This window comes from Rhizobiales bacterium NRL2, assembly GCA_001664005.1.
In the GTDB taxonomy this organism is placed as follows: domain Bacteria; phylum Pseudomonadota; class Alphaproteobacteria; order Minwuiales; family Minwuiaceae; genus Minwuia.
Map to the genome: position 1 here is coordinate 894790 of CP016093.1, position 25806 is coordinate 920595.

At 69.1% G+C, this 25806-nt stretch carries 29 protein-coding genes; 18 read left to right on the top strand and 11 right to left on the bottom strand.

The window, feature by feature from the left end; translation table 11 throughout:
* Positions 1-111 precede the first annotated feature (111 nt).
* Positions 112-1251: a tRNA 2-thiouridine(34) synthase MnmA gene (locus TEF_04135; GenBank protein ANK80067.1), complete on the bottom strand. Its 1140-nt coding sequence runs from the start codon at positions 1249-1251 to the stop codon at positions 112-114.
* Positions 1252-1362: 111 nt separating this feature from the next.
* Here TEF_04135 and TEF_04140 point away from each other — a divergent pair, with 111 nt between their 5' ends.
* The 12 genes from TEF_04140 to TEF_04195 all read left to right on the top strand — a co-directional run bounded on the left by TEF_04140 (position 1363) and on the right by TEF_04195 (position 11583).
* Positions 1363-2319, top strand: coding sequence for a glycine/betaine ABC transporter substrate-binding protein (locus tag TEF_04140; GenBank protein ANK80068.1), 957 nt, complete (start codon positions 1363-1365; stop codon positions 2317-2319).
* A 74-nt stretch (positions 2320-2393) separates the two neighbouring features.
* Positions 2394-3239, top strand: a complete 846-nt coding sequence (locus TEF_04145) for a choline ABC transporter permease subunit (protein ANK80069.1) — start codon at positions 2394-2396, stop codon at positions 3237-3239.
* Positions 3236-4414, top strand: coding sequence for a choline ABC transporter ATP-binding protein (locus tag TEF_04150; GenBank protein ID ANK80070.1), 1179 nt, complete (start codon positions 3236-3238; stop codon positions 4412-4414). Before TEF_04145 ends, TEF_04150 begins: the two co-directional genes overlap by 4 nt.
* A gap of 99 nt (positions 4415-4513) precedes the next feature.
* Positions 4514-4972, top strand: a complete 459-nt coding sequence (locus TEF_04155; protein ANK80071.1) for an SUF system Fe-S cluster assembly regulator — start codon at positions 4514-4516, stop codon at positions 4970-4972.
* A complete protein-coding gene (locus tag TEF_04160; GenBank protein ANK80072.1) occupies positions 4973-6442 on the top strand; it encodes a Fe-S cluster assembly protein SufB in 1470 nt (489 codons plus the stop codon).
* A gap of 145 nt (positions 6443-6587) precedes the next feature.
* Positions 6588-7340: a Fe-S cluster assembly ATPase SufC gene (locus TEF_04165; GenBank protein ID ANK80073.1), complete on the top strand. Its 753-nt coding sequence runs from the start codon at positions 6588-6590 to the stop codon at positions 7338-7340.
* Positions 7341-7347: 7 nt separating this feature from the next.
* Positions 7348-8562 (top strand): Fe-S cluster assembly protein SufD, encoded by a 1215-nt coding sequence (locus TEF_04170; GenBank protein ANK80074.1) that lies wholly within the window; start codon positions 7348-7350, stop codon positions 8560-8562.
* Positions 8555-9811, top strand: a complete 1257-nt coding sequence (locus tag TEF_04175) for a cysteine desulfurase (protein ANK80075.1) — start codon at positions 8555-8557, stop codon at positions 9809-9811. The genes TEF_04170 and TEF_04175 overlap by 8 nt, the downstream gene beginning before the upstream one ends.
* Positions 9811-10233, top strand: coding sequence for a hypothetical protein (locus TEF_04180; GenBank protein ID ANK80076.1), 423 nt, complete (start codon positions 9811-9813; stop codon positions 10231-10233). The genes TEF_04175 and TEF_04180 overlap by 1 nt, the downstream gene beginning before the upstream one ends.
* Before the next feature lie 28 nt (positions 10234-10261).
* Entirely contained in the window at positions 10262-10633 is a 372-nt protein-coding gene (locus TEF_04185) for an SUF system Fe-S cluster assembly protein (GenBank protein ID ANK80077.1), read from the top strand.
* 16 nt (positions 10634-10649) lie between these two features.
* Positions 10650-11045, top strand: coding sequence for a Fe-S cluster assembly scaffold SufA (locus TEF_04190; protein ID ANK80078.1), 396 nt, complete (start codon positions 10650-10652; stop codon positions 11043-11045).
* Between the two features lie 64 nt (positions 11046-11109).
* On the top strand, positions 11110-11583 hold the full coding sequence (locus TEF_04195; GenBank protein ANK83265.1) for a hypothetical protein: 474 nt from the start codon (positions 11110-11112) through the stop codon (positions 11581-11583).
* 14 nt (positions 11584-11597) lie between these two features.
* On the opposite strand, the gene TEF_04200 is transcribed toward TEF_04195, so the two are convergent.
* The 7 genes from TEF_04200 to TEF_04230 form a co-directional block, all read right to left on the bottom strand.
* Positions 11598-12803, bottom strand: coding sequence for a hypothetical protein (locus TEF_04200; protein ANK80079.1), 1206 nt, complete (start codon positions 12801-12803; stop codon positions 11598-11600).
* An 80-nt stretch (positions 12804-12883) separates the two neighbouring features.
* Entirely contained in the window at positions 12884-13189 is a 306-nt protein-coding gene (locus TEF_04205; GenBank protein ID ANK80080.1) for a hypothetical protein, read from the bottom strand.
* Between the two features lie 123 nt (positions 13190-13312).
* Positions 13313-13714 (bottom strand): hypothetical protein, encoded by a 402-nt coding sequence (locus TEF_04210; protein ANK80081.1) that lies wholly within the window; start codon positions 13712-13714, stop codon positions 13313-13315.
* Complete coding sequence (locus tag TEF_04215; protein ID ANK80082.1) at positions 13714-15714, bottom strand: hypothetical protein; 2001 nt, start codon at positions 15712-15714, stop codon at positions 13714-13716. The genes TEF_04210 and TEF_04215 overlap by 1 nt, the downstream gene beginning before the upstream one ends.
* A gap of 1 nt (position 15715) precedes the next feature.
* Positions 15716-16291, bottom strand: a complete 576-nt coding sequence (locus TEF_04220; protein ID ANK80083.1) for a hypothetical protein — start codon at positions 16289-16291, stop codon at positions 15716-15718.
* Between the two features lie 164 nt (positions 16292-16455).
* On the bottom strand, positions 16456-16719 hold the full coding sequence (locus TEF_04225; protein ID ANK80084.1) for a hypothetical protein: 264 nt from the start codon (positions 16717-16719) through the stop codon (positions 16456-16458).
* A gap of 20 nt (positions 16720-16739) precedes the next feature.
* Positions 16740-17561: a hypothetical protein gene (locus TEF_04230; protein ANK83266.1), complete on the bottom strand. Its 822-nt coding sequence runs from the start codon at positions 17559-17561 to the stop codon at positions 16740-16742.
* A 218-nt stretch (positions 17562-17779) separates the two neighbouring features.
* Between TEF_04230 and TEF_04235 the strand changes: the two genes are divergently transcribed.
* Both TEF_04235 and TEF_04240 read left to right on the top strand, forming a co-directional pair.
* A complete protein-coding gene (locus TEF_04235; GenBank protein ANK80085.1) occupies positions 17780-18418 on the top strand; it encodes a hypothetical protein in 639 nt (212 codons plus the stop codon).
* 78 nt (positions 18419-18496) lie between these two features.
* The gene (locus tag TEF_04240) at positions 18497-19909 is read left to right on the top strand and encodes a carotenoid oxygenase (protein ANK80086.1); all 1413 of its coding nucleotides are present in this window, start codon (positions 18497-18499) and stop codon (positions 19907-19909) included.
* Between the two features lie 246 nt (positions 19910-20155).
* On the opposite strand, the gene TEF_04245 is transcribed toward TEF_04240, so the two are convergent.
* The 3 genes from TEF_04245 to TEF_04255 all read right to left on the bottom strand — a co-directional run bounded on the left by TEF_04245 (position 20156) and on the right by TEF_04255 (position 22230).
* Positions 20156-20356, bottom strand: coding sequence for a hypothetical protein (locus TEF_04245; GenBank protein ID ANK80087.1), 201 nt, complete (start codon positions 20354-20356; stop codon positions 20156-20158).
* 89 nt (positions 20357-20445) lie between these two features.
* Entirely contained in the window at positions 20446-21303 is an 858-nt protein-coding gene (locus tag TEF_04250; protein ID ANK80088.1) for a hypothetical protein, read from the bottom strand.
* 12 nt (positions 21304-21315) lie between these two features.
* Positions 21316-22230: a hypothetical protein gene (locus tag TEF_04255; protein ID ANK80089.1), complete on the bottom strand. Its 915-nt coding sequence runs from the start codon at positions 22228-22230 to the stop codon at positions 21316-21318.
* A 141-nt stretch (positions 22231-22371) separates the two neighbouring features.
* Between TEF_04255 and TEF_04260 the strand changes: the two genes are divergently transcribed.
* Genes TEF_04260 through TEF_04275 form a run of 4 tightly spaced genes read left to right on the top strand, consistent with a single transcriptional unit; the run spans position 22372 to position 25742 of the window.
* On the top strand, positions 22372-24663 hold the full coding sequence (locus tag TEF_04260) for a hypothetical protein (GenBank protein ANK80090.1): 2292 nt from the start codon (positions 22372-22374) through the stop codon (positions 24661-24663).
* Positions 24660-24971: a hypothetical protein gene (locus TEF_04265; protein ANK80091.1), complete on the top strand. Its 312-nt coding sequence runs from the start codon at positions 24660-24662 to the stop codon at positions 24969-24971. Before TEF_04260 ends, TEF_04265 begins: the two co-directional genes overlap by 4 nt.
* Before the next feature lies 1 nt (position 24972).
* On the top strand, positions 24973-25329 hold the full coding sequence (locus TEF_04270; GenBank protein ID ANK80092.1) for a hypothetical protein: 357 nt from the start codon (positions 24973-24975) through the stop codon (positions 25327-25329).
* A 5-nt stretch (positions 25330-25334) separates the two neighbouring features.
* Entirely contained in the window at positions 25335-25742 is a 408-nt protein-coding gene (locus tag TEF_04275; protein ANK83267.1) for a hypothetical protein, read from the top strand.
* Positions 25743-25806: the final 64 nt, after the last annotated feature.

Here is a 25806-nt window from a genome sequence, read left to right on the forward strand (position 1 = left end):
GGCGTCATGCCCGCCTCGTGCGGGCATCCGGCTGAATTGTTGACTTGTGGCGAAGCCGCTCCGGACCCCCGCACAGGGCGGGGGTGACGAGCTTGCAGTGCGTCGTGCCCGCTACGCCGCAGCCGCGCTTTCGGCCTCGACGATCCAGCCGCCGCCCAGCACCCGGTCGCCGTCATAGAAGACGCAGGCCTGGCCCGGCGAGACGCCGAACTCCGGTCGATCGAAGCGCACCGTCGCCCAGCCGTCGGCGCCGGCGAACAGCCGGGCCGGGGTGGCCGGCGCCGTGTTGCGAATCTTCGCCATCACCGGCAGGCCGTCTGAGGGGATGACGTCGGACCCCAGCCAGTTCATCTCCTTCACCGTCAGCGCGTGGCAGGCCAGGGCCTCGCGCGGGCCGACGACGACGCGGGCGCGCGCCGGATCGAGGCGGACGACATAGCGTGGCTCGGTCTCGCCGCCGCCTTCGCCGCCCAGTCCCAGGCCCTTGCGCTGGCCGATGGTGAAACCGATCACGCCGTCATGGCGGCCCAGCACCCGGCCGGACAGGTCCACGATCTCGCCCGGCACGCGGGCGTCGGGGCGCAGGCGCTCGATCACGCGGCGGTAGTCGCCGTTGGGCACGAAGCAGATGTCCTGGCTGTCGGGCTTGGACGCCACCGGCAGGCCCAGGCGTTCCGCATGGGCGCGGACCGCCGGTTTGGGCAGGCCGCCCAGGGGAAAGCGCAGGAAACCGAGCTGTTCGCGGGTGGTGGCGAACAGGAAATAGCTCTGGTCGCGGCTGTCGTCGGCGGCGTTGCGCAGTTCCGGCCCGCCGGGTCCGTCGGCGCGGCGGACATAGTGTCCCGTCGCCAGCGCCGCGGCGCCCAGGTCCTTCGCCGTCTCCAGCAGGTCGCGGAACTTCACCGTCTGATTGCAGCGGATGCAGGGCACCGGCGTCTCGCCGCGCAGATAGGCGTCGGCGAAATCGTCGACCACCGCGTCCCGAAAGCGGCTTTCATAGTCCAGCACGTAGTGGGGGATGCCGATCCGTTCGGCCACGCGGCGGGCGTCGTGGATGTCCTGGCCGGCGCAGCAGGCGCCCTTGCGCGCCGTCGCCAGGCCGTGGTCGTAGAGCTGCAGCGTGATGCCGACCACGTCATAGCCGGCTTCCTTGCAGAGCGCGGCCGTCACCGACGAGTCAACGCCGCCCGACATGGCGACGACGACGCGTGCGTCCGCCCGCGTGCCCGGGATATCCAGATCGATGTCCATGACCGGCGCTATATATCGCGGCCGGCGCGTGGCGCAAGGACGTCTTGACGCCCGGTGCGGCAGGACGGATCGTGGTTGCCCGACGCGAGAGATAACAAAAGGGAGTGCGTCATGAGGAACCTGATCCTTTCCGTTGCGGCCGGTCTGGCCCTCGCCGTCTCGGCCTCGGCCTTCGCGGCGCAGAACGCCTATGACGAGCCGGAGAAGTGCAAGGAAGTCCGCTTCTCCGACGTGGGCTGGACCGATATCACCGCCACGACCGCTGCCACCACGGTGGTGCTGGAGGCGCTGGGCTACAGTCCCGACGTGAAGGTGCTGTCGGTGCCGGTCACCTATACGTCGCTGAAGAACGCCGACATCGACGTCTTCCTGGGCAACTGGATGCCGACGATGGAAGCCGATCTGGCCCCCTACCGCGAGGAAGGCAGCGTCGACGTGGTCGGCGTCAATCTGGAGGGCGCCAAGTACACCCTGGCCGTGCCGCAGTACACCTATGATGCGGGACTGCAGGATTTCTCCGATATCGCCGAGTTCCGCGAACAGCTCGACGGCAAGATCTACGGCATCGAGCCGGGCAATGACGGCAACCGCCTGATCCTCGACATGATCGCCGCCGACGCCTTCGGCCTGAACGGCTTCGAGGTTGTCGAAAGCTCCGAGCAGGGCATGCTGGCGCAGGTCGGCCGCGCGGTGAAGAACAAGGAGCATATCGTCTTCCTGGGCTGGGCCCCGCACCCGATGAACGCCAATTACGACATGGCCTATCTGTCGGGCGGCGACGACTATTTCGGCCCCGATTACGGCGGCGCCACGGTCTACACCAATGTCCGCCAGGGCTATCTGGAGGAGTGCCCGAACGTGGCCCGGTTCCTGAACAATCTGAAGTTCACGCTGGCCATGGAGAACGAGATCATGGGCGCGATCCTGAACGAGGATCAGGATCCCGAGAAGGCGGCCCGGGCCTGGCTGAAGAACCATCCCGAGATGCTGGAAACCTGGCTGAAAGGTGTCCGCACCACCGCGGACGGCAATGCGCTGGAAGCGGTGAAGGCCGAGCTCGGCATCTGAACCGCTCTGCGGGCGCGGGCGGCGCCGGGGCGCCGTCCGCCGCCTGAGCGGGGCGGTGCAGCGAGGGGGCGCGGATGGACTGGCTGACGGAGCGAAAGATCCCGATCGGAGGCTGGGTCCGCGACCTGGTCGACTGGATCACCGACAATCTCGACTGGTTCTTCGACGCCGTGTCGGTGGGACTGGAGACCATGATCGGCGGCCTGCTCTGGCTGCTGCAGACGCCGCACCCGTTCATCGTCATCGCTTTCACGGGCGTACTGGCCTGGGCGCTGAAACGCTCCATCGCCTTCACCGCCTTCGTCGTCCTCTCGCTGTTGCTGATCATCAACCAGGACTACTGGGAGGAGACGACCGAGACCCTGGCGCTGGTGCTGTCGGCGGCACTGGTCTGCATGGCGGCGGGCGTGCCGCTGGGCGTCGCCGCGGCGCACCGCCCCTGGCTCTACAAGGCGATCCGGCCGGTGCTCGACCTGATGCAGACGATCCCGACCTTCGTCTATCTGATTCCGGCGCTGATCCTGTTCGGGCTGGGCATGGTGCCGGGGCTGATCGCTACCGTGATCTTCGCCCTGCCGGCGCCGATCCGGCTGACCCATCTCGGTGTCAGCTCGACGCCGAAGCCGCTGATCGAGGCCGGCGAGGCCTTCGGCGCCACCGGCTGGCAGCTGCTGTGGAAGGTGGAGCTGCCCTACGCCCTGCCGTCGATCCTGGCGGGGCTGACGCAGACCATCATGCTCTCGCTCTCCATGGTGGTCATCGCCGCCCTGGTGGGCGCGGACGGCCTGGGCGTGCCGACGCTGCGTGCGCTCAACACCGTCAACATCGCCAAGGGTTTCGAGGTCGGCCTCGCCATCGTGCTGATCGCCATCATCCTCGACCGGCTCTGCCGCCGCGACGACGGCCCCGCCGGCCGATGAGCGCGCCGGTCGTCCGCTTCCGCGACGTCGACATCGTCTTCGGCGAGAAGCCGGCCCGGGCCCTGCCCATGATCGACCGGGGCATGAGCCGCGCCGAGATCCAGGCCGAGACCGGCAACGTGGTCGGCGTGAAGGGCGCCAGCCTGGACGTCAACGCGGGCGAGATCGTCGTCCTGATGGGGCTGTCGGGCTCGGGCAAGTCGACGCTGCTGCGCTGCGTCAACGGGCTCACCCGCGCCACGCGCGGCGAGGTGACGGTTCATGACGGCGAGCGCGAGGTCGAGGTCACGCGCTGTCCGGCCTCCGAGCTGCGGCGCCTGCGCACCGGCCGGGTCGCCATGGTGTTCCAGCAATTCGCGCTGCTGCCCTGGCGCAGCGTCGCCGAGAACGTCGGCTTCGGACTGGAGCTTTCCGGCGTGCCGGCCCGGGAACGCGCGGAGCGGGTGCGCCGCCAGCTGGATCTGGTGCATCTGGAGGACTGGGGCGAGCGGCGCGTCGACGAGCTCTCCGGCGGCATGCAGCAGCGCGTCGGCCTGGCCCGCGCCTTCGCCACCGACGCCCCCATCCTATTGATGGACGAGCCGTTCTCGGCGCTCGATCCGCTGATCCGTACCCGCCTGCAGGATGAACTGCTGGACCTGCAGACGCGGCTGAAGAAGACCATCATCTTCGTCAGCCACGACCTGGACGAGGCGATCAAGCTGGGCAACCGCATCGCCATCATGGAGGGCGGGGAGATCGTCCAGACGGGCCAGCCGGAGGACATCGTGCTCAATCCGGCCAGCGACTACGTCGCCGATTTCGTCCAGCACATGAACCCGCTGCAGGTGCTGCGCGCCGCGACCATCATGCGCCCCCTCGCGAAGCTGGCGCGGGAGGATGGCGCGGTGCTGCTGGAAGGCGGCTGGCGCATCGACCTGAATGACGCGGGCGGTCCGGCGTCGGCCCGCCGGGACGGCCATGACGTGGCGATCGTCCACCTGCAGGAGGGCGCGGTCGACATGATCCGGCCGGATACGGTCACCGCGGCCGGCCCGGATATCGTGATCCAGACGGCGATCGAACTCTGCGCCGGTTCGCGGGCGCCGGTGCTGGTGGTCGATGACGGCCGGCTGGTCGGCGTGGTCGGCGATCAGGAGATCTACCGCGGCCTGCTGCGCCGCCGCGCCGACTGAGCGGGCGGCAATCCGTACCAATCCGCTCTTGATTTCCGCCAGCGGTCCGATACATAGAGGACCAGAACGGTTCGGTATCGAAGCGGGCATGCCAAGGTCATGATGCGTCTGAGTAAAATGACGGACTACGCGGTGGTGATGATGGGCCATATGGGCCAGTCCACCGGCCGCGTCTTCGCGGCGACGCAGATCGCCGACGAAACGGGTGTGCCTCAGCCGACCGTCTCGAAGCTGTTGAAGGAACTGGCCCGCGGCGGACTGCTGATATCGATCCGCGGCGCGCAGGGCGGCTACAGGCTGGACCGGACGCCCGACGAAATCACGGTCGCCGAGATCGTCCAGGCCCTGGAAGGGCCCATCGCGCTGACCGCCTGCGTCGACGGCGCGGACGACAGCTGCAATGTCGAATCCTTCTGCGGCATGCGCGGTAACTGGAACAAGGTTAACAATGCCATCCGCACGGCGCTGGAGAGCGTCACGCTCGCCGACATGGCCGTGCAGCCGATGGCGTTTCCCCCGGCCGAACCCGTCCGGGAACGGGAAGAGGAGCGTATCTGAATGGCAGCACGGGCCGAAACCGTCGAACAGGTCGAGAGCCTCGCCGAGCGCTACAAGTACGGCTTCTCGACCGAGATCGACATGGATCTCGCGCCGAAGGGCCTCGACGAGGACATCATCCGCCTGATCTCGGCCAAGAAGGGCGAACCCGAATGGCTGCTGGAATGGCGGCTGAAGGCCTATGCGCGCTGGCAGAAGATGCCGGAGCCGGGCTGGGCCTTCGTGGATCACCCGCCGATCGACTATCAGGACGCCTATTACTACGCGGCGCCGAAGAGCCAGGACAAGCCGAAGAGCCTGGACGAGGTCGACCCGAAGCTGCTGGAAACCTACGAGAAGCTGGGCATTCCGCTGCGCGAGCAGGAAGTGCTGGCCGGCGTCGAGGGCGCGCCGAAGGTGGCGGTGGACGCGGTCTTCGACAGCGTCTCCGTCGGCACCACCTATCAGAAGCAGCTCAAGGAAAAGGGCATCATCTTCTGCCCGATCTCGGAGGCCGTGCGCGACCATCCCGAGCTGGTGCGGAAGTATCTGGGTTCGGTGGTGCCGTTTTCCGACAACAAGCATGCCTGCCTGAACTCGGCCGTCTTCACCGACGGCAGCTTCGTCTACATCCCCAAGGGCGTGCGCTGTCCCATGGAGCTGTCGACCTATTTCCGCATCAATCAGGAGAACACCGGCCAGTTCGAGCGCACGCTGATCATCGCCGACGAAGGCTCCTACGTCAGCTATCTGGAGGGCTGCACCGCGCCGATGCGCGACGAGAACCAGCTCCATGCCGCGGTGGTCGAGCTGATCGCGCTGGACGATGCGGAGATCAAGTACTCCACGGTGCAGAACTGGTATCCGGGCGACGAGAACGGCAAGGGCGGCATCTACAATTTCGTCACCAAGCGCGGCGCCTGCCGCGGCCGCAACTCCAAGATTTCCTGGACCCAGGTGGAAACCGGCTCGGCGATCACCTGGAAATATCCGAGCTGCATCCTGCAGGGCGACAATTCGGTGGGCGAGTTCTACTCGGTCGCCATCACCAACAACCGCCAGCAGGCCGACACCGGCACCAAGATGATCCACATCGGCAAGAACACGAAGTCGACGATCATCTCCAAGGGCATTTCGGCCGGCCATGCCAACCAGACCTATCGCGGTCTGGTGCGCATCCAGCCGGGCGCCGAGGGCGCGCGCAACTATACCCAGTGCGACTCGCTGCTGATCGGCGACCAGTGCGGGGCGCACACCGTGCCTTACATCGAATCGAAGAACCCCTCGGCCCGCGTCGAGCACGAGGCGACGACCTCGAAGATCTCCGACGACCAGCTGTTCTATTGCCGTCAGCGCGGCCTCTCCGACGAAGAGGCGGTGGCGCTGATCGTCAACGGCTTCTGCCGCGAGGTGATGCGCGAACTGCCGATGGAATTCGCCGTGGAGGCGACCAAGCTGGTGGGCATCAGCCTGGAGGGGAGCGTCGGGTAAAGTGGCGTTTCAGTTTCGTCATCCCCGTCGCCGCGAGGCGGCGCACGGGGATCGGGCGCCGAAAGGCGTCAAGCGTTCGAACCGATCCCCGCGCGACACAAGGCGCCGGCGGGGATGACATGAAGGAAAGCGAGGGCGGTAGCTCATGCTGAAGATCGAGAACCTGCACGTCGAAGTGGACGGCAAGCCCATCCTGAAGGGCATCGACCTGGAAGTGGCGGCGGGCGAGGTGCACGCCATCATGGGTCCGAACGGCGCCGGCAAGTCGACGCTGGCCTATGCGCTGGCGGGCCGGGAGGGCTACGTCGTCACCGCGGGCAGCGCCACGTTCGCAGGCCGCGACATGCTGGCAATGGAACCGGAGGAGCGCGCCGCCGCAGGGCTGTTCCTGGGGTTCCAGTACCCCGTGGAGATTCCCGGTGTCGCCACGCTCACCTTCCTGAAGACCTCGGTCAACGCGCTGCGCCGCCAGCGCGGCGAGGAAGAGCTGAGCGCGCTCGAGTTCATGAAACTGGTGCGCGAGAAGGCGAAGGACCTCGACATCGCCGAAGCGATGCTGAAGCGCCCGGTCAATGTCGGCTTTTCCGGCGGCGAGAAGAAACGCAACGAGATCCTGCAGATGGCCATGCTGGCGCCGAAGTTCTGCCTGCTCGACGAGACCGACTCCGGTCTTGACATCGACGCGCTGAAGATCGTGGCCGACGGCGTCAACGCGCTGCGCAGCCCGGAACGCGGCATGCTGGTCATCACCCACTATCAGCGGCTGCTGGACCACATCGTGCCCGACCGCGTGCACGTGCTGGCGGACGGGCGGATCGCCAAGTCCGGCGACAAGTCCCTGGCCCTCGAGCTCGAGGAAAAGGGCTACGCGGCCTTCGGTTCGGAAAAGGCGGCTTGAGGCGGCAATGAGCGAAGTTCTCGATATCCTGCTGGCGGGCCATGACCGCGGCGACGCCGTCCGCAAGGCGGCGGCCGAGCGGCTGCGCGACCGTGGCCTGCCGACAACACGGCAGGAGGACTGGAAGTTCACCAGCCTCCGCCCGCTGGAGAAGTTCCTGCAGAGCGGCGGATGCGAAGGCGCGATGCCCGCTGTGCCGGCGCCGCTGGTCGACGGCGCGCTTCAGATCGTCGTCCGCAATGGCCGCGCCGAAGCGCCCGCCGCACATGTTAACGGAATTACGGTTGACGCTCGTCCGGAGCTTGCTGAAGAGCCGCATGACTCGGCGGTGCAGGATATCGTCACCGCACTGGCCAAGGGTGTCGTCGTCATCGAGATCCCGCGCGGCAAGACCCTGACGCAGGCGATCGAGGTGGTCTTTCTCTCCGACGGCGCCGCCGGCGCGGCCGGGCACCATGCCGGCCTGCGCGTGCTGCTGGGCGAGAACGCCGAAGCGACGCTGATCGAACGGCACCTGGGCGATGGCGACTATCTCGCCGGCCATGGCGCCGCGGTGCGGCTGGGCCAGAACGCGCGGCTGCGCCACATCAAGGTGCAGGACGAGGCGCGGGGCGCCTTCCACCTGGCCGATACCTCGGCCGAACTGGGACGCGACGCCCGCTATGAGCGGTTCATTCTCTCGCTGGGCGGACGGCTGGCGCGCGACGAGGTGCACGCGATCCTGATGGGCGAGGGCGCGGAGCTGCGCCTGCTGGGCGCCTATGCCGGCCGGGGCGAGCAGTTGCTGGACCACACGACGCGGATCGACCATGCGGTCCCGCGCACCTCCAGCCACGAGGTCTACAAGGGCGTGCTGGGCGACAGCGCGCGCGGCGTATTCCAGGGCGGCATCCTGGTGCGCAAGGACGCGCAGAAGACCGACGGTCATCAGCTCAACAAGGCGCTGCTGCTGGGTCCGAAGGCCGAGATCGACTCCAAGCCGGCTTTGGAGATCTTCGCCGACGACGTGAAGTGCAGCCACGGCGCCACCGTGGGCGAACTGGACGCCGATCAGCTTTTCTACCTGCGCGCCCGCGGCGTGCCGGAGGCCGAGGCCCGGGCCCTGCTGGTCCAGGCCTTCCTCGAGGAGATCTTCGACGAGATCGCCGACGAGACGCTGCGCGGGCGGCTGCTGGAGCGGCTGCATGCGGCCCTGGGCGAAGGAGACGCGAACCATGGCTGATTCCCGCGCCCCGGTACTGGCCAACAGCACCGCCTACAATGTCGAGGCGGTGCGCCGCGATTTCCCTATCCTGTCGGAGACGGTCTACGGCAAGCCGCTGGTGTTCCTCGATTCCGGCGCCAGCGCCCAGAAGCCGCGGCAGGTCATCGAGGCCATGCGCGACTGCATGGAGCACCAGTACTCCAACGTCCACCGCGGCGCCCACTACATGTCGGCGGCGACGACCGACGCCTTCGAGACGGCGCGCGAGCGGGTGCAGAAGTTCCTGAACGCCGGCAGCCCCGACGAGATCGTCTTCACCGCCAACGTCACCGCGGCGATCAATCTGGTGGCCAATTCCTTCGGCCGGGCGTTCCTGCGGGAAGGCGACGAGGTCATCGTCTCCGAGATGGAGCATCACGCCAACATCGTGCCCTGGCAGATGCTGGCGGAGGCGACCGGCGTGAAGCTGAAGGTCGCGCCGGTGGAGGACGACGGTTCCTTCCGGCTCGAGCGTTTTGCCGAACTGCTGACCGAGCGGACGAAGTTCGTCGCCATCACCCATTGCTCCAACGTGCTGGGTACCCGCGTGCCGGCGAAGGAACTGGTCAGGCTGGCGCATGACGCCGGCGCGAAGGTGCTGCTGGACGGGGCCCAGGCCGCGGTCCACGGACCGGTCGACGTGCGCGATCTGGACGCAGATTTCTACGGCTTCACCGCCCACAAGCTCTACGGTCCCACCGGCCTTGGCGTGCTCTACGGCAAGCTGGACCTGCTCAACGCCATGCCGCCATGGCAGGGCGGCGGCGAGATGATCGAGAAGGTCTCCTTCAAGGGCACCACCTACAAGGAGGCGCCGCATCGCTTCGAGGCGGGCACGCCGGCGATCGTGGAGGCCATCGGCCTCGGCGCGGCCATCGACTATGTCGAGGAATTGGGCCGCGACGCCATCGCCGCGCACGAGCACGGGCTGCTGGCCCATGCCAACGAACGCCTGAGCGCGATCGAGGGCGTGCGCCTGATCGGCACGGCCGCGGACAAGGCGGCGATCGTGTCGTTCCTGGTCGACGGGATTCACCCCTACGACGTGGCTGCGGTGCTGGACCGCCAGGGCGTTGCCTGCCGCGTCGGCCATCATTGCGCGGAGCCGCTGATGGACCGGCTGGGCGTGATCGGCACGGTGCGGGCGAGCTTCGGCCTCTACAACACCCTGGCCGAGGTCGATGCGCTGGCCGAAGGAATCGAGAAGGCGAAGAGGATGCTCGGCTGATGGCGCGCGAGGACTACCAGGAATTCGCGGAGACGCTGGAGGCGCTGGACGACGAGGACATGCGCTTCGAGTACATCCTTGATCTGGCCAAGGCGCAGGACCGCGAGGACTTCCCGGAGGAATGGAAGACCGAGGAAAACCTGATGCACGGCTGCATGTCCCGGGTCTGGATCGTCCATGACCGCGAGAGTGGACGGCACTATTTCAGGGGCGCCTCGGAGGCCGCGATCGTCAAGGGACTGGTCCGCATGATGACGAAGACGTTCTCGGGCCTGACGGACGAGGAAATCCGGGAGTTCAATGTCGACGACGTCAGGCGGCTCAATCTCGGCGCGCTCACCTTCCAGCGCCAGGTGGGCATGATGGCAATGCTGAAACACATGCAGAAACTGGCCGGTCAGCCGGCCGAGACGGAGGCTTGAGGCAATGTCGATGAACGGCGCCCCCGGAATGGATTTCATGATGACCCCGCCCGAGGATGTGGTCGCCTATGCCGGCGAATCCCGCGACGGGCTGTCGGCGGTGGACCCGGAGAAGGTCGTGACGCAGCTGAAGACCGTCTACGACCCGGAGATTCCGGTCGACATCTACGAACTCGGCCTTATCTACCGCCTCGACTGCAAGGACAACGGCGATATCGACGTCGACATGACGCTCACCGCGCCCGCCTGCCCGGTGGCCGAGGAAATCCCGCAATGGGTCGCCGACGCCGTCGTGAAGACCGAAGGCGCGGGCAAGGTAATGGTGCAACTCGTCTTCGAGCCGCCCTGGACCCCCGACCGCATGTCGGACGAGGCGCGTCTCGAACTGGACATGTTTTAGGAAAGGAGACCCCCTGATGTTTGGCGCTCCTGACGGCAAACCGATCATGACCGTGACCGAGCGTGCGGTCGAACAGGTCAAGGCGTTGATCGCGCGCGCGGAGAAGCAGGGCGAGAAGCCCCTCGGCGTCCGCGTCGGCGTCAGGTCCGGCGGTTGCTCGGGCATGACCTACAACGTGGAATACGCCACCGAGCAGAAGAAGTTCGAGGAGACCGTCGACGCCGCCGGCGTGAAGGTCTTCATCGACCCGACCGCGACCATGTTCCTGCTCGGCGCGGAGATGGACTACGAGGAGACCATGTTCCGCTCCGGCTTCACCTTCGCCAACCCGAACGAGGCCGACCGCTGCGGCTGCGGCGAAAGCGTCTCCTTCAAGGTCGGCGAGGACGGCCAGCCGGTTCCGCAGCAATAGGCATCGGCCCCGGCGTCAATCGGGCGCATGGGCCCCTCGGCGCCGCGACCCGATGTGCGCGGTGATGACTTCGACACGCAAATGGCTGGGCCCCGCCGCGATCTTCGGCCTCGGCGCGCTGGCGGTCGCCATCCTCGGCGGGCTGGGCACCGAACTGGGGCCCTGGTACCGGTCCCTCGAGAAATCGGTCGTGCAGCCGCCCGGCTGGGTGTTCGGGCCGGTCTGGACCACACTCTACGTCATCATAGCGGTGGCCGGCGCCTGGAGCTGGATGACGGTGCCGCCGGGCGCGCGCCGCGGACTGGCAGCGCTCTGGATCGCCAACGCCTTGCTCAACGCCGCATGGACGTTCGTGTTCTTCACCCTGCAGCAGCCGCTGGCGGCGGTGGTCGTGATCGCGGCGCTCTGGCTGACGATCGTCCTGCTCATGCGGGCGATCTGGCCCCGTCGCCGCGGCCCGGCGCTGCTTCTCGCACCCTATCTTGTCTGGGTGTCCTTCGCGGCCTGGCTCAACATTGCGATCGTCGCGCTGAACTGAGACCACGCGCGGCCTCAGGCCGCGACATCGTCCAGCCGGTCCAGCACCGGCGTCCGGATCGCGGGGCGTACCCCCATCACCCGGTCGATCTCGGCGTGAAAGCCGTGCAGCGCCGGTTCGTTGCGGCCGAAGGTGAGGTGGCTCGCCGGCCCCTCGGCGTCCAGATTGGCCTGCACGCCGGTCATCATCCACAGGTCCTCGCGCTCGATGACGCCACCGGCGATGTCGAGGATGTGGCTCCAGTCCACATCGCGCTCCAGGCCCACGGGCGAGGAAGCGATCCAGAGCGTCCAGCGCATGCGGTTGGGCTGGCCGGGGACCGGATCGAAGCGGTGGATCTCCGAATGCTGTTCCATGCAGGCGATCACCGTATTCGGGAACAGGCAGTAGACGACGATGGCGTTGCGGTGCAGCGGCGCGGCCATCAGGTCGGCCTCGTCCTCCTTCAGGAACGGCCGCCTGGGCGCGACCAGCCGGGTGTGCCCGCCCAGATCCTCGTACAGGACGAAGTTGCAGGCGAGCGTCCGGCCCACGGTCTGTGCGTGCAGGACATTGACGTGATAGCCCTCCATGAACAGGTCGACGCCGAACTTCCAGTTGGTCGCCTTGTCCTTCGTCTGCGTGTGCTGGACCCGGTAGTCGCCGAAGCCGAAGCATTCGAGCTCGCGCATCGCCGGCTGCAGCCGCCGCCGCGCCGCGGCCTCGTCAAGGCCCGGCGGCAGCACGAACAGAAGTCCCGCCCAGTCGAGCAGGCCGAATGCCTCCAGGCCGTCCCGGCCCTTGGCGACATGCTCGAAGCAGGGGCCCTCGGGAATCGCGGCCAGGTTGCCGTCCAGCCCATAGGTCCAGGCGTGGTAGGGACAGGTGAAGCGCCGCGCCGAGCCCGAACCCTCGGCCACGCGCGCGCCGCGGTGGCGGCAGCGGTTGCGGAAGGCGCGGACCTTGCCGTCCTTGCCGCGGATGGCCAGCACCGCCGCGCCGGGCAGCTCGCGCGTCAGGAAGTCGCCGGGCTCCGGCAGTTCCGCGGAAAGGCCCAGGAACATGGGCTCGCCGCGGAAGATCACGTCCATCTCGCGGTCGAGGAAGGCCGGGTCGACATAGCGGTCGGCCGGCACCTCGATCGATTCCGGGGCCAGCGGCGGCGCCTTGCGCGCCAGCCGGTCGATGGTCTCGCGGACCAGTCTTTCGTGGGTATCGTCGGGCAGATGCATCTCGTTCACCTGTACTCTTGATCGTGTACTGAACGATCGTTCGCACAGGAAAGTGGATGATGTCAACCGGCGGGGTGACGCGGATCGAACTAGCAGCTTTGCTGCGCGACCGCTTCACCTGCGCGGGAGGGTGTCGCGCCATTGTTGTCCAGCCGGGTCAGGAGGCCTACCAGACAGCCCGGCGGCGGTGCGGTGACTTCCCGCGTGCTGACCGGGCTGCGCCGATACTCGAAGACCCGGATATCTTCGCCGAGCGTCAGCACTCGCCAGGCGCCGCCATCGGCGTCCGTGCGCCAGGGCACGGATTGCGACTGGCGTTCATAGGCGTTCAGATAGTCGCCGCGCGGCGGCATCGCTTCGAGGTCGACGAGAAAGGCGGCGCCGAAACCTGTCATGCAGGCCGCGGCGAGCCAGAGATGAATGCACGGCACGATCGGTCCCCCATTTCCCTCGAGCCGAGCCTATCGGAGGCCCTGTGGGGTTTCTGTGGCCAAGCCGTGCCGGCCGGTGACAACGCGCTAGCCCTCGAAGATGGTCGGCGCGCGGCTGGCGAAGGTCTGGCCGAAGCTGATCAGGGCGCGGTTGCGGCGCTGGCGGGCCCGAAGCGCCTCGCTGGCGTTGGACAGCGAGGCCGAGCCGGCCGCCAGGCCAATGCGTCGCCGCGTTTCCCGGTCGGCGGCCAGCGCCTGTCGCATCAGGGAGCCAGATGACGCGCTGACGCCGCGGGCGCCGGCGGTGACCTGTTGCCGAGCCAGACCGCGCGCGAGCTTCTCTTCCTCCTCGCGCCTGGTTTGGGCGAGCTGCAGCCGGGTCCGTGCCCGGCCGAGCTTCTTCCCGGCGTTGGCGGCGCCGATCTGATTGGCGGCGTTCAGGCCCGATAGCCCGACGAGCGCGATACCTTGGGTAACTGGATCAGCCATTACTGCGCGACCTCCGCGGTGATGGAAAGAATGGATGCCGGCTCCGTCGAGCGGCCGGTGACCCGGACCGTGGCGCCCCCGCCCTCGCGGCCACCGCTCCAGCCCAGGAAGCGGACCGTCTTCAGGCCCGCAAAGGATTTCGGCGGCTGGTCGAAGCTCTCCGACTCCAGCCGGCCGCCCTTGACCTCGCGGCCATTCACCGCGAAGCGCGTGGCGCGGCCTGCGCGGACGGTCGCCCGGATCAGCCGGTGGCGGTTGCCCACCAGCGTGCCGTCGGTCAGTTCGGCCTCGATGGGCATGGTCTCCACCGCCCAGTCGAAGACGAGGCCTGCCTCCAGCGTGGAAACGGGCAAAGGTGTCTCGACCGCGCCGCCGGCGACCGTGACCTCGCCCAGGTCCATGCCGTCGCCGACGAGGCGCACCGTCTCGCCCTCGAACAGGTCGAGCCCGGTCCAGTTCACGGCTGGCGGGTTGCCGTCGATCGTGGCCGTGACCGCGCTGTCCAGGCAGCAGGCGGCGTCGAGCCGTTCGACCAGCCGGCGGGTCGTCCCGCCGATCTGCCGTTCGATCAGGCAGTAGAGCTCGCCGCCCACGGTTGCCGCATCGCGGATCTCGCCGCCGCCGGCCGCCGCAATGCGCGTCCAGCCCGCGATCTTCTGGGCGCGGCGCGTGTTCAGCACCGCCATGTCACCGCCGGCGTTGACCACCAGCAGGTGGTTGGCGGCGTCCGTCGAGGTGCCGAGCCGGGCGGCAATGGCCACCGGATCGTCGATCAGGCCACCCGCCAGCAGCCCGAGGTCCTGGGCGACGAAGATCTGGCGGACATCGTCGAAGACAAGTTCGTTGCAGCTCGGGCGCGCGCCCGCCTCGCCGCGGCGGATGAAGGCCAGGGCGCCATCGATCTCGACCGGGCGGAGCGCCGCCGCGGGCAGTTCGCTGTGGCGGCGCAGGAAGAAGTTCGCCGGGGTGACCGGCGTATCGGCATTGGCGAAGATGCCGCCGGAGGTGAAGGCGAAGAAGTCGTTGCCGGCGAAGAGCTGCTCGACCGCTGCGACCTGGTCGTTGTCCAGCGTCATCTCCACGGCCTCGTCCTCGAAGGCGTCGGCGGTGGTCTCGAAGCTGAAGAAGCGGCCGGCGCGGCTGCCCCAGATCGTCTGCGGCCGGCTGGCAGTGCCGGCGAAGTAGAGCCGGCCCTGGAACAGGTGCGCCGCGCGCGGCCAGCCGCGGCCGTCGGACCAGGCGTCCTCCTCCACCGTCCAGTCGCCGGCGTCCGCCTGCGCGGCGCCGTCCAGCTTCTGGATCACGTCGCCGCGCAGGGTGTCCGCATCGGTGCGGGAGGTGAGCTTTACCAGCCCGTCATTGATGCGGATCCAGTAGGCCGGGTCGCCGGGATCGAAGCTCACATGGTCGAAGTCGCTCGAATCCGTGGTCAATATCGCGATGTTCCCGGTGGTCGCCGAGGGCGTCGCCTTGCCCTTCGTACCGGCGCCGAAGTCGAATGTGGGCGTCTCCGTGAGCGGCAGATCTTCCAGCACCCATGCCGCGCCGCCGCCCTGGCGCATCAGCCGCTTCGGTGCGTGATCGGGATGGACCAGGATCATGGTGTCCAGGCTCTGGGTCCAGTTGAGCGCCGCCAGTTCGTCCGCCGTGTAGAACCGGTCCTCGTCGCCGGGCGTCCCGGGGTCCGGCTCGACGGTCGCCGTCAGCGCGTCGCCGGCAAATACCTCGATCTTCCGGTGCGAGAAGACGATCAGATAGGTGGTCTCGAAGGAGAAGGCGAAGCGCGCCAGCCGGATCGCGGTCTCGCCCGGCGGTGTCGCGATCTCGGCGACATGGCGGAAGCCGCCGCGGGTCTCGACCCCGCCCTGGGCCAGCCCCAGCATGTTGGTCAGGTCCCGTGCGCCGGCGTAGTAGGCCTTCACATCCGTGCGGGCCAGCAGGGCCTCGTCCAGCATGCCGTTGGCGAAGCCGAACTGCTGCGATGGGGTGCGCCGCGGCATCTCAGGACCGGGCCTCGATCAGGGCGAAGTTCTCGATTGCCTGCGGCGTCTGCTGCTGGCCGTCGATGGAGCGGGCGCGGGCGAACTCGACCTCCGCCGCGCGGCTGAGCGCTTCCGTGCGGGCCGTGTTCTCGGTCAGCGGCAGGCAGAACTCGGCCGCCAGCCGCGCGATCAGCGCCTGGTCGAAGAAGGGCGGGAAGGCGGTCTCGTCGGGGCGGAAGACATAGGTCAGGTTGAGACTCTCGGCGCTGGCGTGCAGGCGGCGTTCGTGAATGCGGTAGGCGACGCCGCGGCCGCGCGCCGAACCGCCGGCGCCGACGGAGAGGACGCGCAGGAAATCCGCCGGCAGGGCGAAGGCCCGGTCGAAATCCGCGAGCGGCTTCACGGTCAGCGCCGGCAGTGCCTGCTGCGCCGTGGCGAAGGACCAGGGATGACCGGAGATCAGCGCGTCCCGGGTGACGCCGTAGAGCAGCGCGGCGATCTCGGCCTCGGCTGTGCCGTCCTCGAAGCTGGTGACGGGGCTCGCGCCGACCTTGAGCAGCGCGCGCGAGCAGAGCTGGATGCGGTTGAGGGCCATGGGGCGTTCCTGGGCTGAAGGATGGGATTTCTCGTCATCCCTGTTTCCGCGCAGCGGAACACGGGGATCGGGATACGGTCTGGCGCGGAGCATCTCCGGGGGTCGATCCCCGCGCGCCGCGGTGCGGCGGCGGGGATGACACCAGGGAGACGCGCGCCGGGCCGCTACGCGGTGTCGGCGGCGCCGATCTGGGTGGCGTCGGTCAGATCCACCGTGCCCCCGGCATTGGCGTTGACGATGGCCACACCGCTGCCGTCGCCGGCCCGGATGAAGACCCAGTCGTCGACGCGCAGCATGTCGCGCGCCTCGTCGAAATAGCCGGCCGCGGTGACGTCGGCCAGGTCGTCGTCGGTGGTGACGTAGCCCCACATCGCGAAGCCCGCGCCGCCGCCGGCCATGCGTTCCAGTTCCTCGATCTTGAATGCCATGATCAGCTCTCCTTCGGCGGTCAGGATTCGGCGCAGGGGATGGTGACGATGCCGTCGCCGTCGATCAGCACCGTGCCCTGGCTCATCCAGTTGTTGACGAAGTGCGCGGCCCGGTCGCCGTGCCAGGAGATGTCGGCGCGGACGTCGACGCCGATGGCGTGGCCGATGGCGGTCTTGTGGTACCAGTGACAGAGCCGGTTGCCCGAGCCGTCGGCGTTCAGCCCCGAATGCGGGAACCAGAGCGTGCTCAGCCAGCGCTTGGCCTGGGTGCCCTTCCACGGCAGGTCGTCGCCGCCGGCATAGTCGGCATTGGCGAATTCCTGGATGTCGAGCAACTCCGACCACTGCTTCCAGCCGATGACGGCGAAGCGGTCGCCGTCGTCGGGTACGTCGGCCTCGCCCAGCATCTCGAAGGCTTCCAGCACCTTGGCCTTGGTCAGGCCGCCGGCGGTGGTGGGCACGATGTTGGTCGACTTGTCCATCTCGGCCAGGATCAGCTCGTCGGTCTTGCGGCCGAGCGCATAGGCGCCGGCATTGGCCTGGACGTGCATTTCCTCCGAGCCCGACTTGATCTGGTCGAGCTTGTCGACCCAGTCGCCGGCGTAATAGTCCTTCAGGAAGCACTCCACCGACTGGTGGGTGACGTTCATGGTCGGCACCATGCCGTGGCGGGCCTTGGTCGAGGCCGCGCCCTTGCCCACCTTGTGGAAGACGCAGGAGCTGCCCTCCACCTTGTCCTGGTTGCGCACGGTGTTGCGCAGTTTCGTCCCCTGGCGCTGATAGGCGATGTGGACGCTGGTCGCGTATTCGCGACGGAACATCTGATCGACGGTGTCGCTCATCATTCTCTCCGGTGATGTCTCGGGATTGCCGGAGGGGTCCGCAAAGCCGCGGATGGGCCGACCGGTCGGCCGCGCGCCGGGTCCCGGGAGGGGATCGGCCGGCGCCGCGAACATGGCGGCATATTGTGTAATTTTACCGCTATTGTCAAGCGGGCCGGACTTGCCTTCCGTTCATCGCTGCATTAATTTTACCATATAGTTAAATATAGGAGGCGAGGATGACCGAGCCGGACAACGCCCATGCCGCCGCCCGCGCCAAACTGCTGGAAGCCGAGATGGCGCTCCGCGACCAGCGGGAGGCCGTGGCCCGGATGCGCCGCGCGCTGCCCGAGGGGCCGGCGGTGGAGGACTATGTCTTCGAGGAGGCCGCCAGCGGCGCGGTCCGTGAAGTGCGCCTGTCCGAGTTGTTCGGCGCACATGACACCTTGATCGTGATCCATTTCATGTACGGCCGGGCGCAGACCAGGCCCTGCCCGATGTGCTCGATGTGGGCCGATACCTATGACCGCGCCCAGCCGCACGTGGCGCAGCGCGCCGCCATGGTGCTCGCCGCGGCCGCGCCCGCGGCGGAACTCGCCGCGCTGGCCGATGCGCGCGGCTGGACCAATCTCCGGATGCTGTCGTCGGAGAGGACGGGATTCAATCGCGACTTCGGCATGGAGAACCCGGAGGGCGATCAGGAACCGGGTATCAGCGTCTTCACCCGCGGCGCGGACGGGTCGATCCGCCAGCACTACACCGCCGGCGCCGTCATGGCCGAGGGCGAGTATCGCGGGCTCGACCTGCTCTCGCCGGTCTGGAACCTCCTCGACCTGACCCCGGAAGGCCGCGGCGACTGGATGCCAGGCGGGATATAGTCCGTCGCGGCGTTGCGCTTCCGGCGACCGGGCGGGCAGGTTACCCTTCATCGCCGTCAATGCCCGAGGAGCCTGCCGATGACCGCGCCCTTTCCCGACCATCCGCAGCTTTCCGGCAATTACGCGCCGCTCCTCATGGAAGCGGACGCGCCGGACCTGGTGGTGCGCGGCGCGATCCCGCCGGAGCTGGATGGCACCCTGTTCCGCATCGGGCCGAACCCGCAATACCCGCCACGCGACCGCCAGCATCACTGGTTCGCCGGCGATGGCATGGTCCATGCCTTCCGCATCCGCGACGGCCGCGTGGGCTGGTCCAACCGCTGGGTCAGGACGCCGAAGTTCGAGCTGGAGCGCGCCGCGGGCGAGGCGCTGTTCGGCACCTTCGGCAATCCCCTGACCTCGGCGGACGAGGCGCGCGGGAAGGATTCCGGCCTCGCCAACACCAACATCGTCTGGCACGGCGGCCGCCTGCTGGCGCTGGAGGAGGCGCATCCGCCCTTCGAGATGAACCCGGCCGATCTCGCCTCGAAGGGATATTTCGATTTCGACGGCGGCCTGACCGGCGGGCGGATGACCGCGCATCCGAAGATCGATCCGGCAACCGGCGAGATGCTGTTCTTCGGCTATTCCGTCGGTGGCTATTTCACCGACCGGCTGAGCTATCATGTCGTCGACGCTGGCGGAAACGTCACCCAGGCGGCCGCCTTCGATGCGCCCTACGCGGCGATGATCCACGACTTCATCGTCACCGAGGGGCACGTGGTCTTTCCCGTCCTGCCGCTGACCGGCAGCCTGGAGCGCGCCATGGCGGGCAGGCCGCCCTTCGCCTGGGAGCCCGACAAGCCCGGGTGGCTGGGCGTGCTGAAGCGCGGCCAGCACCCGGAGATGACCCACTGGATCGAGATCCCCCCTTGTTACGTCTTCCACCCGATGAACGCCTTCGAACGGGAAGGCCGGATCGTCGCCGACGTCATGAAGTACGATGCCGCGCCGCTGTTCCCCCACGCCGACGGCACGCCGGGCGACCCGGCGACAGCCACGGCGCGGCTGGTGCGCTGGACCATCGATCCCGCCCACGATGAGGTGAAGGAGCAGGTGCTGGACGACCGGCCGGGGGAGTTCCCGCGCTTCGACGAACGCCGCGCCGGCCTCGGCTACCGCCATGGCTGGTTCGCCGCCGTCGAACAGCGCCGCAAGGGCGACCGGGGCAACTGGACCGAGATCGTCCACGCGGACCTGGAGAGCGGCCGCCGCACCGTCTTCTCCGATGGCGAGGCGCATCACGTCTCGGAGCCGGTGTTCGTGCCCCGCGCGCCCGATGCGGCGGAGGGCGACGGCTGGGTGCTGTTCAACGTCTACCGCGCCGAGCAGAACCGCAGCGATCTGGTGATCCTCAACGCCCGGGACGTGGACGGCGAACCGGTGGCGGTGGCCGAGATTCCCTGCCGCGTGCCCCACGGCTTCCACGGCAACTGGGTGCCGGGGGTCTGAGGACCCACCGCGTCCGCCAGACCAGCTCAGGCATGGATCCCCGCTCGGGCCTTCGGCCCGTCCAGGACGCGCAGGAGAGAGCCGATGCCCCAATCCAGGGGCCGGCGCAGCCGGAGCCCGGGATCCATGCCTGAGCGGTTCCGCAAGTTCCGGCTCCCTTCGGAACGGACGCGACCGACCGCCGGCCCGACAACTCAGCAGGCCCGCCGGCCGGCCATCCCCGGCGGGCCATGTGGCGGCGCTTCTTTAGCCCAGCGTCGTCTGCAGGCCCGCGACGGGGGCCGTCTCGGTGAAGGCGAGCAGGGCGCGGCGTCCGCCCCGCCGGGCCCTGAGATTGCGCACGCGCGCGTCGTTCTTCGCCTCCAGCCGCTGTGCCTCCTCTTCCTCGCGTTTCGTCGCCGCTTCGAGCGCGGCCGTGTTCCCGCCGCCGCCGCCGATCTTCGCCATTGCCGTTCTCCTCGCTCGATCCGGGCCGGCCGCGCCGGCCGTCGAAGCGGGAGGATAGGCGGTGGTTCGCTAAGCGTACCCCTCGACCGTCATTCCGCCGCCCGGTCGGGCGTCACGGGCGCGGGCGGGGCGTCCTTGAGATAGCGCTCGCCGCCCTTCAGCGGCTTCAGGCGGCGGTCGACCATGCCGTCGGGCTCGACCAGCTCGAAACGGAAGGCGTCGCCTGACAACGCCAGTTTCAGGAACCCCAGACAGGGCCGGGCGACGCCGACGTCAAGGCCGGAGCGGTAGGCCGTGGCCGGCGCCCAGACGAAGCGCGTCGGTCCCACGGCGACGTCGAGATACTTGTGCAGATGGCCGCTGGCGACGAAGCGGACCCGGTGGCGGCGCAACAGGCTGAACAGCCGCGCCCTGGCCCCCGCCGGCAGGAAGATTTCCGCCGGGCGGTCGCCTTCCAGCCGGCGCGGGAAGAACAGCGGCTTGTGGGTGAAGACGCCGACCGGCCGGCCCGCTGCGGCGTCGAGTTCGCGGCTGAGCCAGGCGTCCTGCTCGCGCTCCCGGCCCAGGCCGGTGCCGATCACCTGCGCATTGATGCCGATCAGCCGCCAACGCCCCGCATCGCGCGCCCACCGGTCCGGTCCCGCGATCGCGCCATAGCGCGCCAACCGGCGTTCGTCCGTCGGCTGGCCGAGCTGCATGAACCCCGGCTCCTCGCCGATGTCGTGGTTGCCGGGCAGGACCAGGACCGGCGCGTCGAAGCGCGCCATCTCGGCCACCGAGAAGGCGATGTCGGCGGCCCGGTCGGCGCCGTTGATCGACAGGTCGCCGGTGTGGATCACCAGGTCCGGCGCCCAGGCGTTCACCGCCTCGGCGACCCGCAGGAAGTTGTCGTGGAAAAAGCCGTGGCGGTCGCTCAGATGGGTGTCGGAAATCTGGGCGATCCGCACCGGCCCGCCGCCTCAGGCGCGGTCGAACATGTCGAATATCGCCGCCAGCCCCGCCGTCTGGCCGCCCTTGGTCGCCGAGGGCACCAGGATCGGCGTCTTGATGCCGGCGTCGTACCAGGCCTCGACGCCTTCCATGACCCGGCTTTCGGGGCCGGAAAGGGTGGTGCTGTCCAGCCATTCGTCAGTCAGCAGCGAGGGCAGCCGGTCCAGATCGCCGCTCTCGATCGCCGCCTCGATGTCGGTCATCTCCTGCTCGAAGCCGGCGGTCTTCCAGTAGGCGCGGTAGTTGGGCAACTGCACGTAGCGCGCCAGCGTCTTGCGGTGCACGGCGCGGGCGGCGGTGACGTCGTCGTCGATCACCGTCGGAATCATGGCCGCGGTGGAGAAGTCGTCCTCGGCCGTACGCGGTCGTTCGGCGAGTTGCTTCCTGACCATCTCGCGTGGGCCGTTGGCCCAGACCGCGCCATCGGCCTTCTCGACCGCGAGATCGAGCATGCGGTTGCGCAGCGTCGCCAGCACGATGGGCGGCAGCGGCCCGACCTCCTGCTCGGCGGCGCGGAGTTCCTCGACATAGCGCCGCATGTCGGTCAGCGGCTTGCCCGAATTGCCGACGCCGTAGCGCTGCAGCGCCGGCGCATGGCTGATGCCGATCCCGAGACGGAACCGGCCGCCGGAGATCTCGTGCATGAAGGCCGCATTGTCGGCCAGCAGCCGCGCGCTCTGGAAGTAGATCGGCTGGATCGAGCTGCCGACGGTAATGCGGCTCGTCTCCTGCAGGACCGCCTGGCAGAAGGGCAGGCAGGCCGACACGCTGGTCACGAAGACGCCGGCGAAGCCGCGGCCTTCCACTTCCTTGGCCCACTCGATCATCCGCTGCCGCCGCCCGGGCAGGGCGGCAATGGCGACCGCCGGTTTCGTCACGCTCATGCTGGTTTCCTCTCCCTCGTCTCGACGGGCGGCACTTTAGAGCAAGGCCCCGGCTTGGGCACCCCTTCGAAAAGCGGATACGGCTTGCGGTTCAGCCGGTAAATTCACCGGCAGATGCCAACAGCCGATGCGGAGCCCGCGATGAGCGACGAACACGTCAAGATCAACGATACCGAACCCCGGATCGCCCATCTGGGAGACGACGCGGCCACGGTCTTCGCCGCGCCGTTTCCGTATCTCGCGGCGGCCGATCTCGCCGTCTGGGCCGGCGGCCTGCTGCAGACAATCGAGGCGGACTACACCGTCGCTGGCGCAGGCGAGAGCGGCGGCGGATCGGTGACTTTCGCCGTCGCGCCGGCGGCCGGCGTCGAGATCGTCATCGCCCGGCGCACCGCCATCGAGCGCGTGAGCGATTTCCTGCCCGGCGGCGCGCTTCGCGCCGATGTGCTGAACACGGAACTGGACCGGCTGACCGCGATCGCGCAGGAACTGCGCGGCCGGCTGGACCGCGCGCTGCGTCTCGCCGATCACGACGCCGCTCCGGCGCTGGCCGCGGCCCCGGCGAAGACGGCGCTGGCCAATCGCCTGCTGGCCTTCGACGGCGACGGCGAGCCCGTGGCCGGACCCCTCAGCGCCAGCCTGCAGCAGGTCGAGAACGCGGCCGCGCTGGAGGCGTCGGCGGCCGCTTCCGCCGCCAGCGCCGAGGCCAGCGCCGCGTCTGCCCAGGAGGACGCGAACGGCGTCGCCGCGCTGGTGCAGAACGTGCCCGCCGCGAGTTCCTTCTCTGGCGACGGGACCGGCACCGATTTCGCCCTCGCCGCCGCACCGGTCAGTCACCTGGCGCTGATCGTGGTCGTCGACGGCGCCGTCATCGACCCGCAGGACTATTCGGTCGACGGTGCGACGCTGAGTTTCGCCGCTGCACCCGCCGACGGGTCGGCCATCCTTGTGCGCGACCTCTCGGCGACGGCCGCCGTCGATGCCGCGGCTGTCGCGGCGCTGGCGCCGCTCGCCGCCGAGATCGAGGCCGTCGGCCAGGCGGTGGGCGCGGTCGCACAGGTCGCCGCCGAACTCGAGGCGGTGGGCGAGGCCGCCCAGGTGGCGGCGCGGGCGGATTTGCTGCGCCGGCATCCGTCGACGCCGCCGCCGGCGCTGGTGCTGGCGCCCTCGATCGGCCACGGGACGGGCCTTCTGACCTGCGAGCGCGATGGCGCGGCCACCACCGCCGGCCCCGCGCGGCGGCTGACGACCGTCGCCGCGGACGCCGCCAGGCTGTGGCACGATCCGCAATCGGGCCGGCCGCTCTACATCCTGAAGGAGGAAGCGGCGACCAATCTCTGTCTGCAGTCGGCCGACCTCGCCGCCGCGCCGTGGATCGACAGCGGCGCGCCCACGACCGGCATCGGCGCCACGGCCCCGGACGGCGGCCCGAGCACGCGCGTCACCGACGCCGAAGCGGGCGTCAGCTCCAGCCGCCGCCAGTTCATCGACCTGAGCGGCTTCCAGGCCGGCGCGGTGCTGACCGTCAGCGCCTGGATCCGTCGCTCCGATCCGGGCGTCTTTCCAGCGCTCCGGGTCTTCGTGTTCGACGATGCCCTGCCGGTCCGCAACAAGCTGTTCGACGCGGCGCTGCTTCCCTTCTCGACGGCGGAACTGACGAACCTGACCGGCGCGTGGGACGACCACGGCTTCGAGCACTGGGCCGATGGCTGGGTGCGCTGCCGCGGCCGGATCGTCCTGCCCGATCCCGGCGCGCAGGCGCTGGACTACATGGACGTCCGGGCCTTCCCTGCCTGGAACGCCCAGGACCTCGGTTCGGCGGACGCCGCGGCAGAAGGCTTCGCCGATTTCTTCGGCTACCAGGTCGAGGCCGGCGGGCGCGCCTCCAGCTACATCCCGACCGTGGCCGCTCAGGTCACCCGGCCCGCGGACGCGCTGCAGGCGGCGCTGCCCCATCCGCCGGTGGCGAGCGAGTTCACCCTGCTCGCCCGATACCGCTATCTGGGGCCCGACGGCGCCGGCGGCGACCACGCCCATCCGCTCAGCCTCGGCGACGCCACGGACGGCGCGGACGCGTATCTGGCCTTCCGCCACGGCCATGCCGGCGGCGCGGCGGCAGAGAAACCGGGCGCGGTGATCGAGACGCCGGGCGGCGGCCTCGATTCGCTGGGCCAGGCCTCGGCGCGCGTGGCGGGGCTTTCGGTCGCCGTGGCGGCGACCGTGGACGGCGCGGGATCGGTCTTCGAGGTCGACGGCGAGGGCGATCCAGCCACGGCCACGCCCGCACAGCCCGATCCGGCGCGCCTCACCCATCTGATCGTCGGCGCGGAGCCGACCCTTGCCTGGGACACCCACCACAATATCGGCCTCGAGGAAGCGGCGCTCTGGCCCGTCCGGCTTTCCGACGCCCAGCTCACGGAGATCACGGCATGACCAGCACCGACCTGTATCTGAAGTTCGCCGACAATGCCGGGATGGAGGCGGCCTTCGCCGCCGCCGGCTGGCCGGCGCCCGTGGCCGCGCAGCCGGTCGTCCGGGCCGGCGCGGCCATGATCGACCTGGTGGGCGAGATCCGCCTGCCGCCCGTCCTCGGTCCCGACGACACGGAACTCGCGCCGGCGGAGACGCAGCCCGGCTGGCACGTCAATCTGCGCCTCCGCCCGGGTGCTGCCCTGCCCGCCGCTCTTGCGCCCTGGGTGCTCGACCCGGCGCCCGCGACGCCGCACCGGCGGTTTCCCTGAGATGCCGGCGGCCATGACGATGACCGGGGAAGGCGCGTCCGCGCGAATGGCGGCCGTTCCGGTGCGGTCCCTGCTGGCGGGCGGGCTGGGTCTGGCCGGCTACCTCGCCGCCGCCATCTGGTGGGGCGCCTCGCTGGACGGGCGGGTCCAGCGGCTGGAGCACGAACTGGTCCGCGCGGCGGAGGTGCGGGAGCGTATCTGGCGGCGTATCGAGGGGCTGGACGCTGGCCTGACGCGCCTCGACCGCGGCGTCGGGCAGGTGGACGAACGCACCCGCGCGATCGGTGTCCAGGTGGAAAGGATTCACGAGATGCTGCTGGCCGAACGCCGCCGCGCCACGGCGGAGGCGGGGCGGTGACGGGCCTGCTGCAGAACCTCTTCGGCGGCGCGGTGCTCTCCGCTGCCGAGGGCGTCGCCGGCATCATCGACCGTTTCGTCGAGACCGACGAGGAGAAGCGCGCCGCCGGCCTGATCAAGGCCCGGCTGATGATGCAGCCGTCTCTGGTGCAGGCGGAACTGAACAAGGTGGAAGCCGGTCACCGCTCCGTCTTCGTCGCCGGCTGGCGGCCGTTCATCGGCTGGGTCTGCGGTCTGGCGCTGTTCTACAACTTCGTCGCCCGCGACCTGCTCGCCTGGGCGATCCTCAACACCGGTCTGCAGGCCTCCATGCCGCCCGATCTCGCCATGGACGAACTGCTGACCGTGCTGCTCGGCATGCTCGGCCTCGGCGCCTTTCGCACGGTGGAGAAATTCGGCGGCAAGGCGAAATAGCCCCCGCCATTGCCGCCCGTCCGGGCGGGTGGCAGACTCCTCACCTGCGTAAACGGGAGGAGAC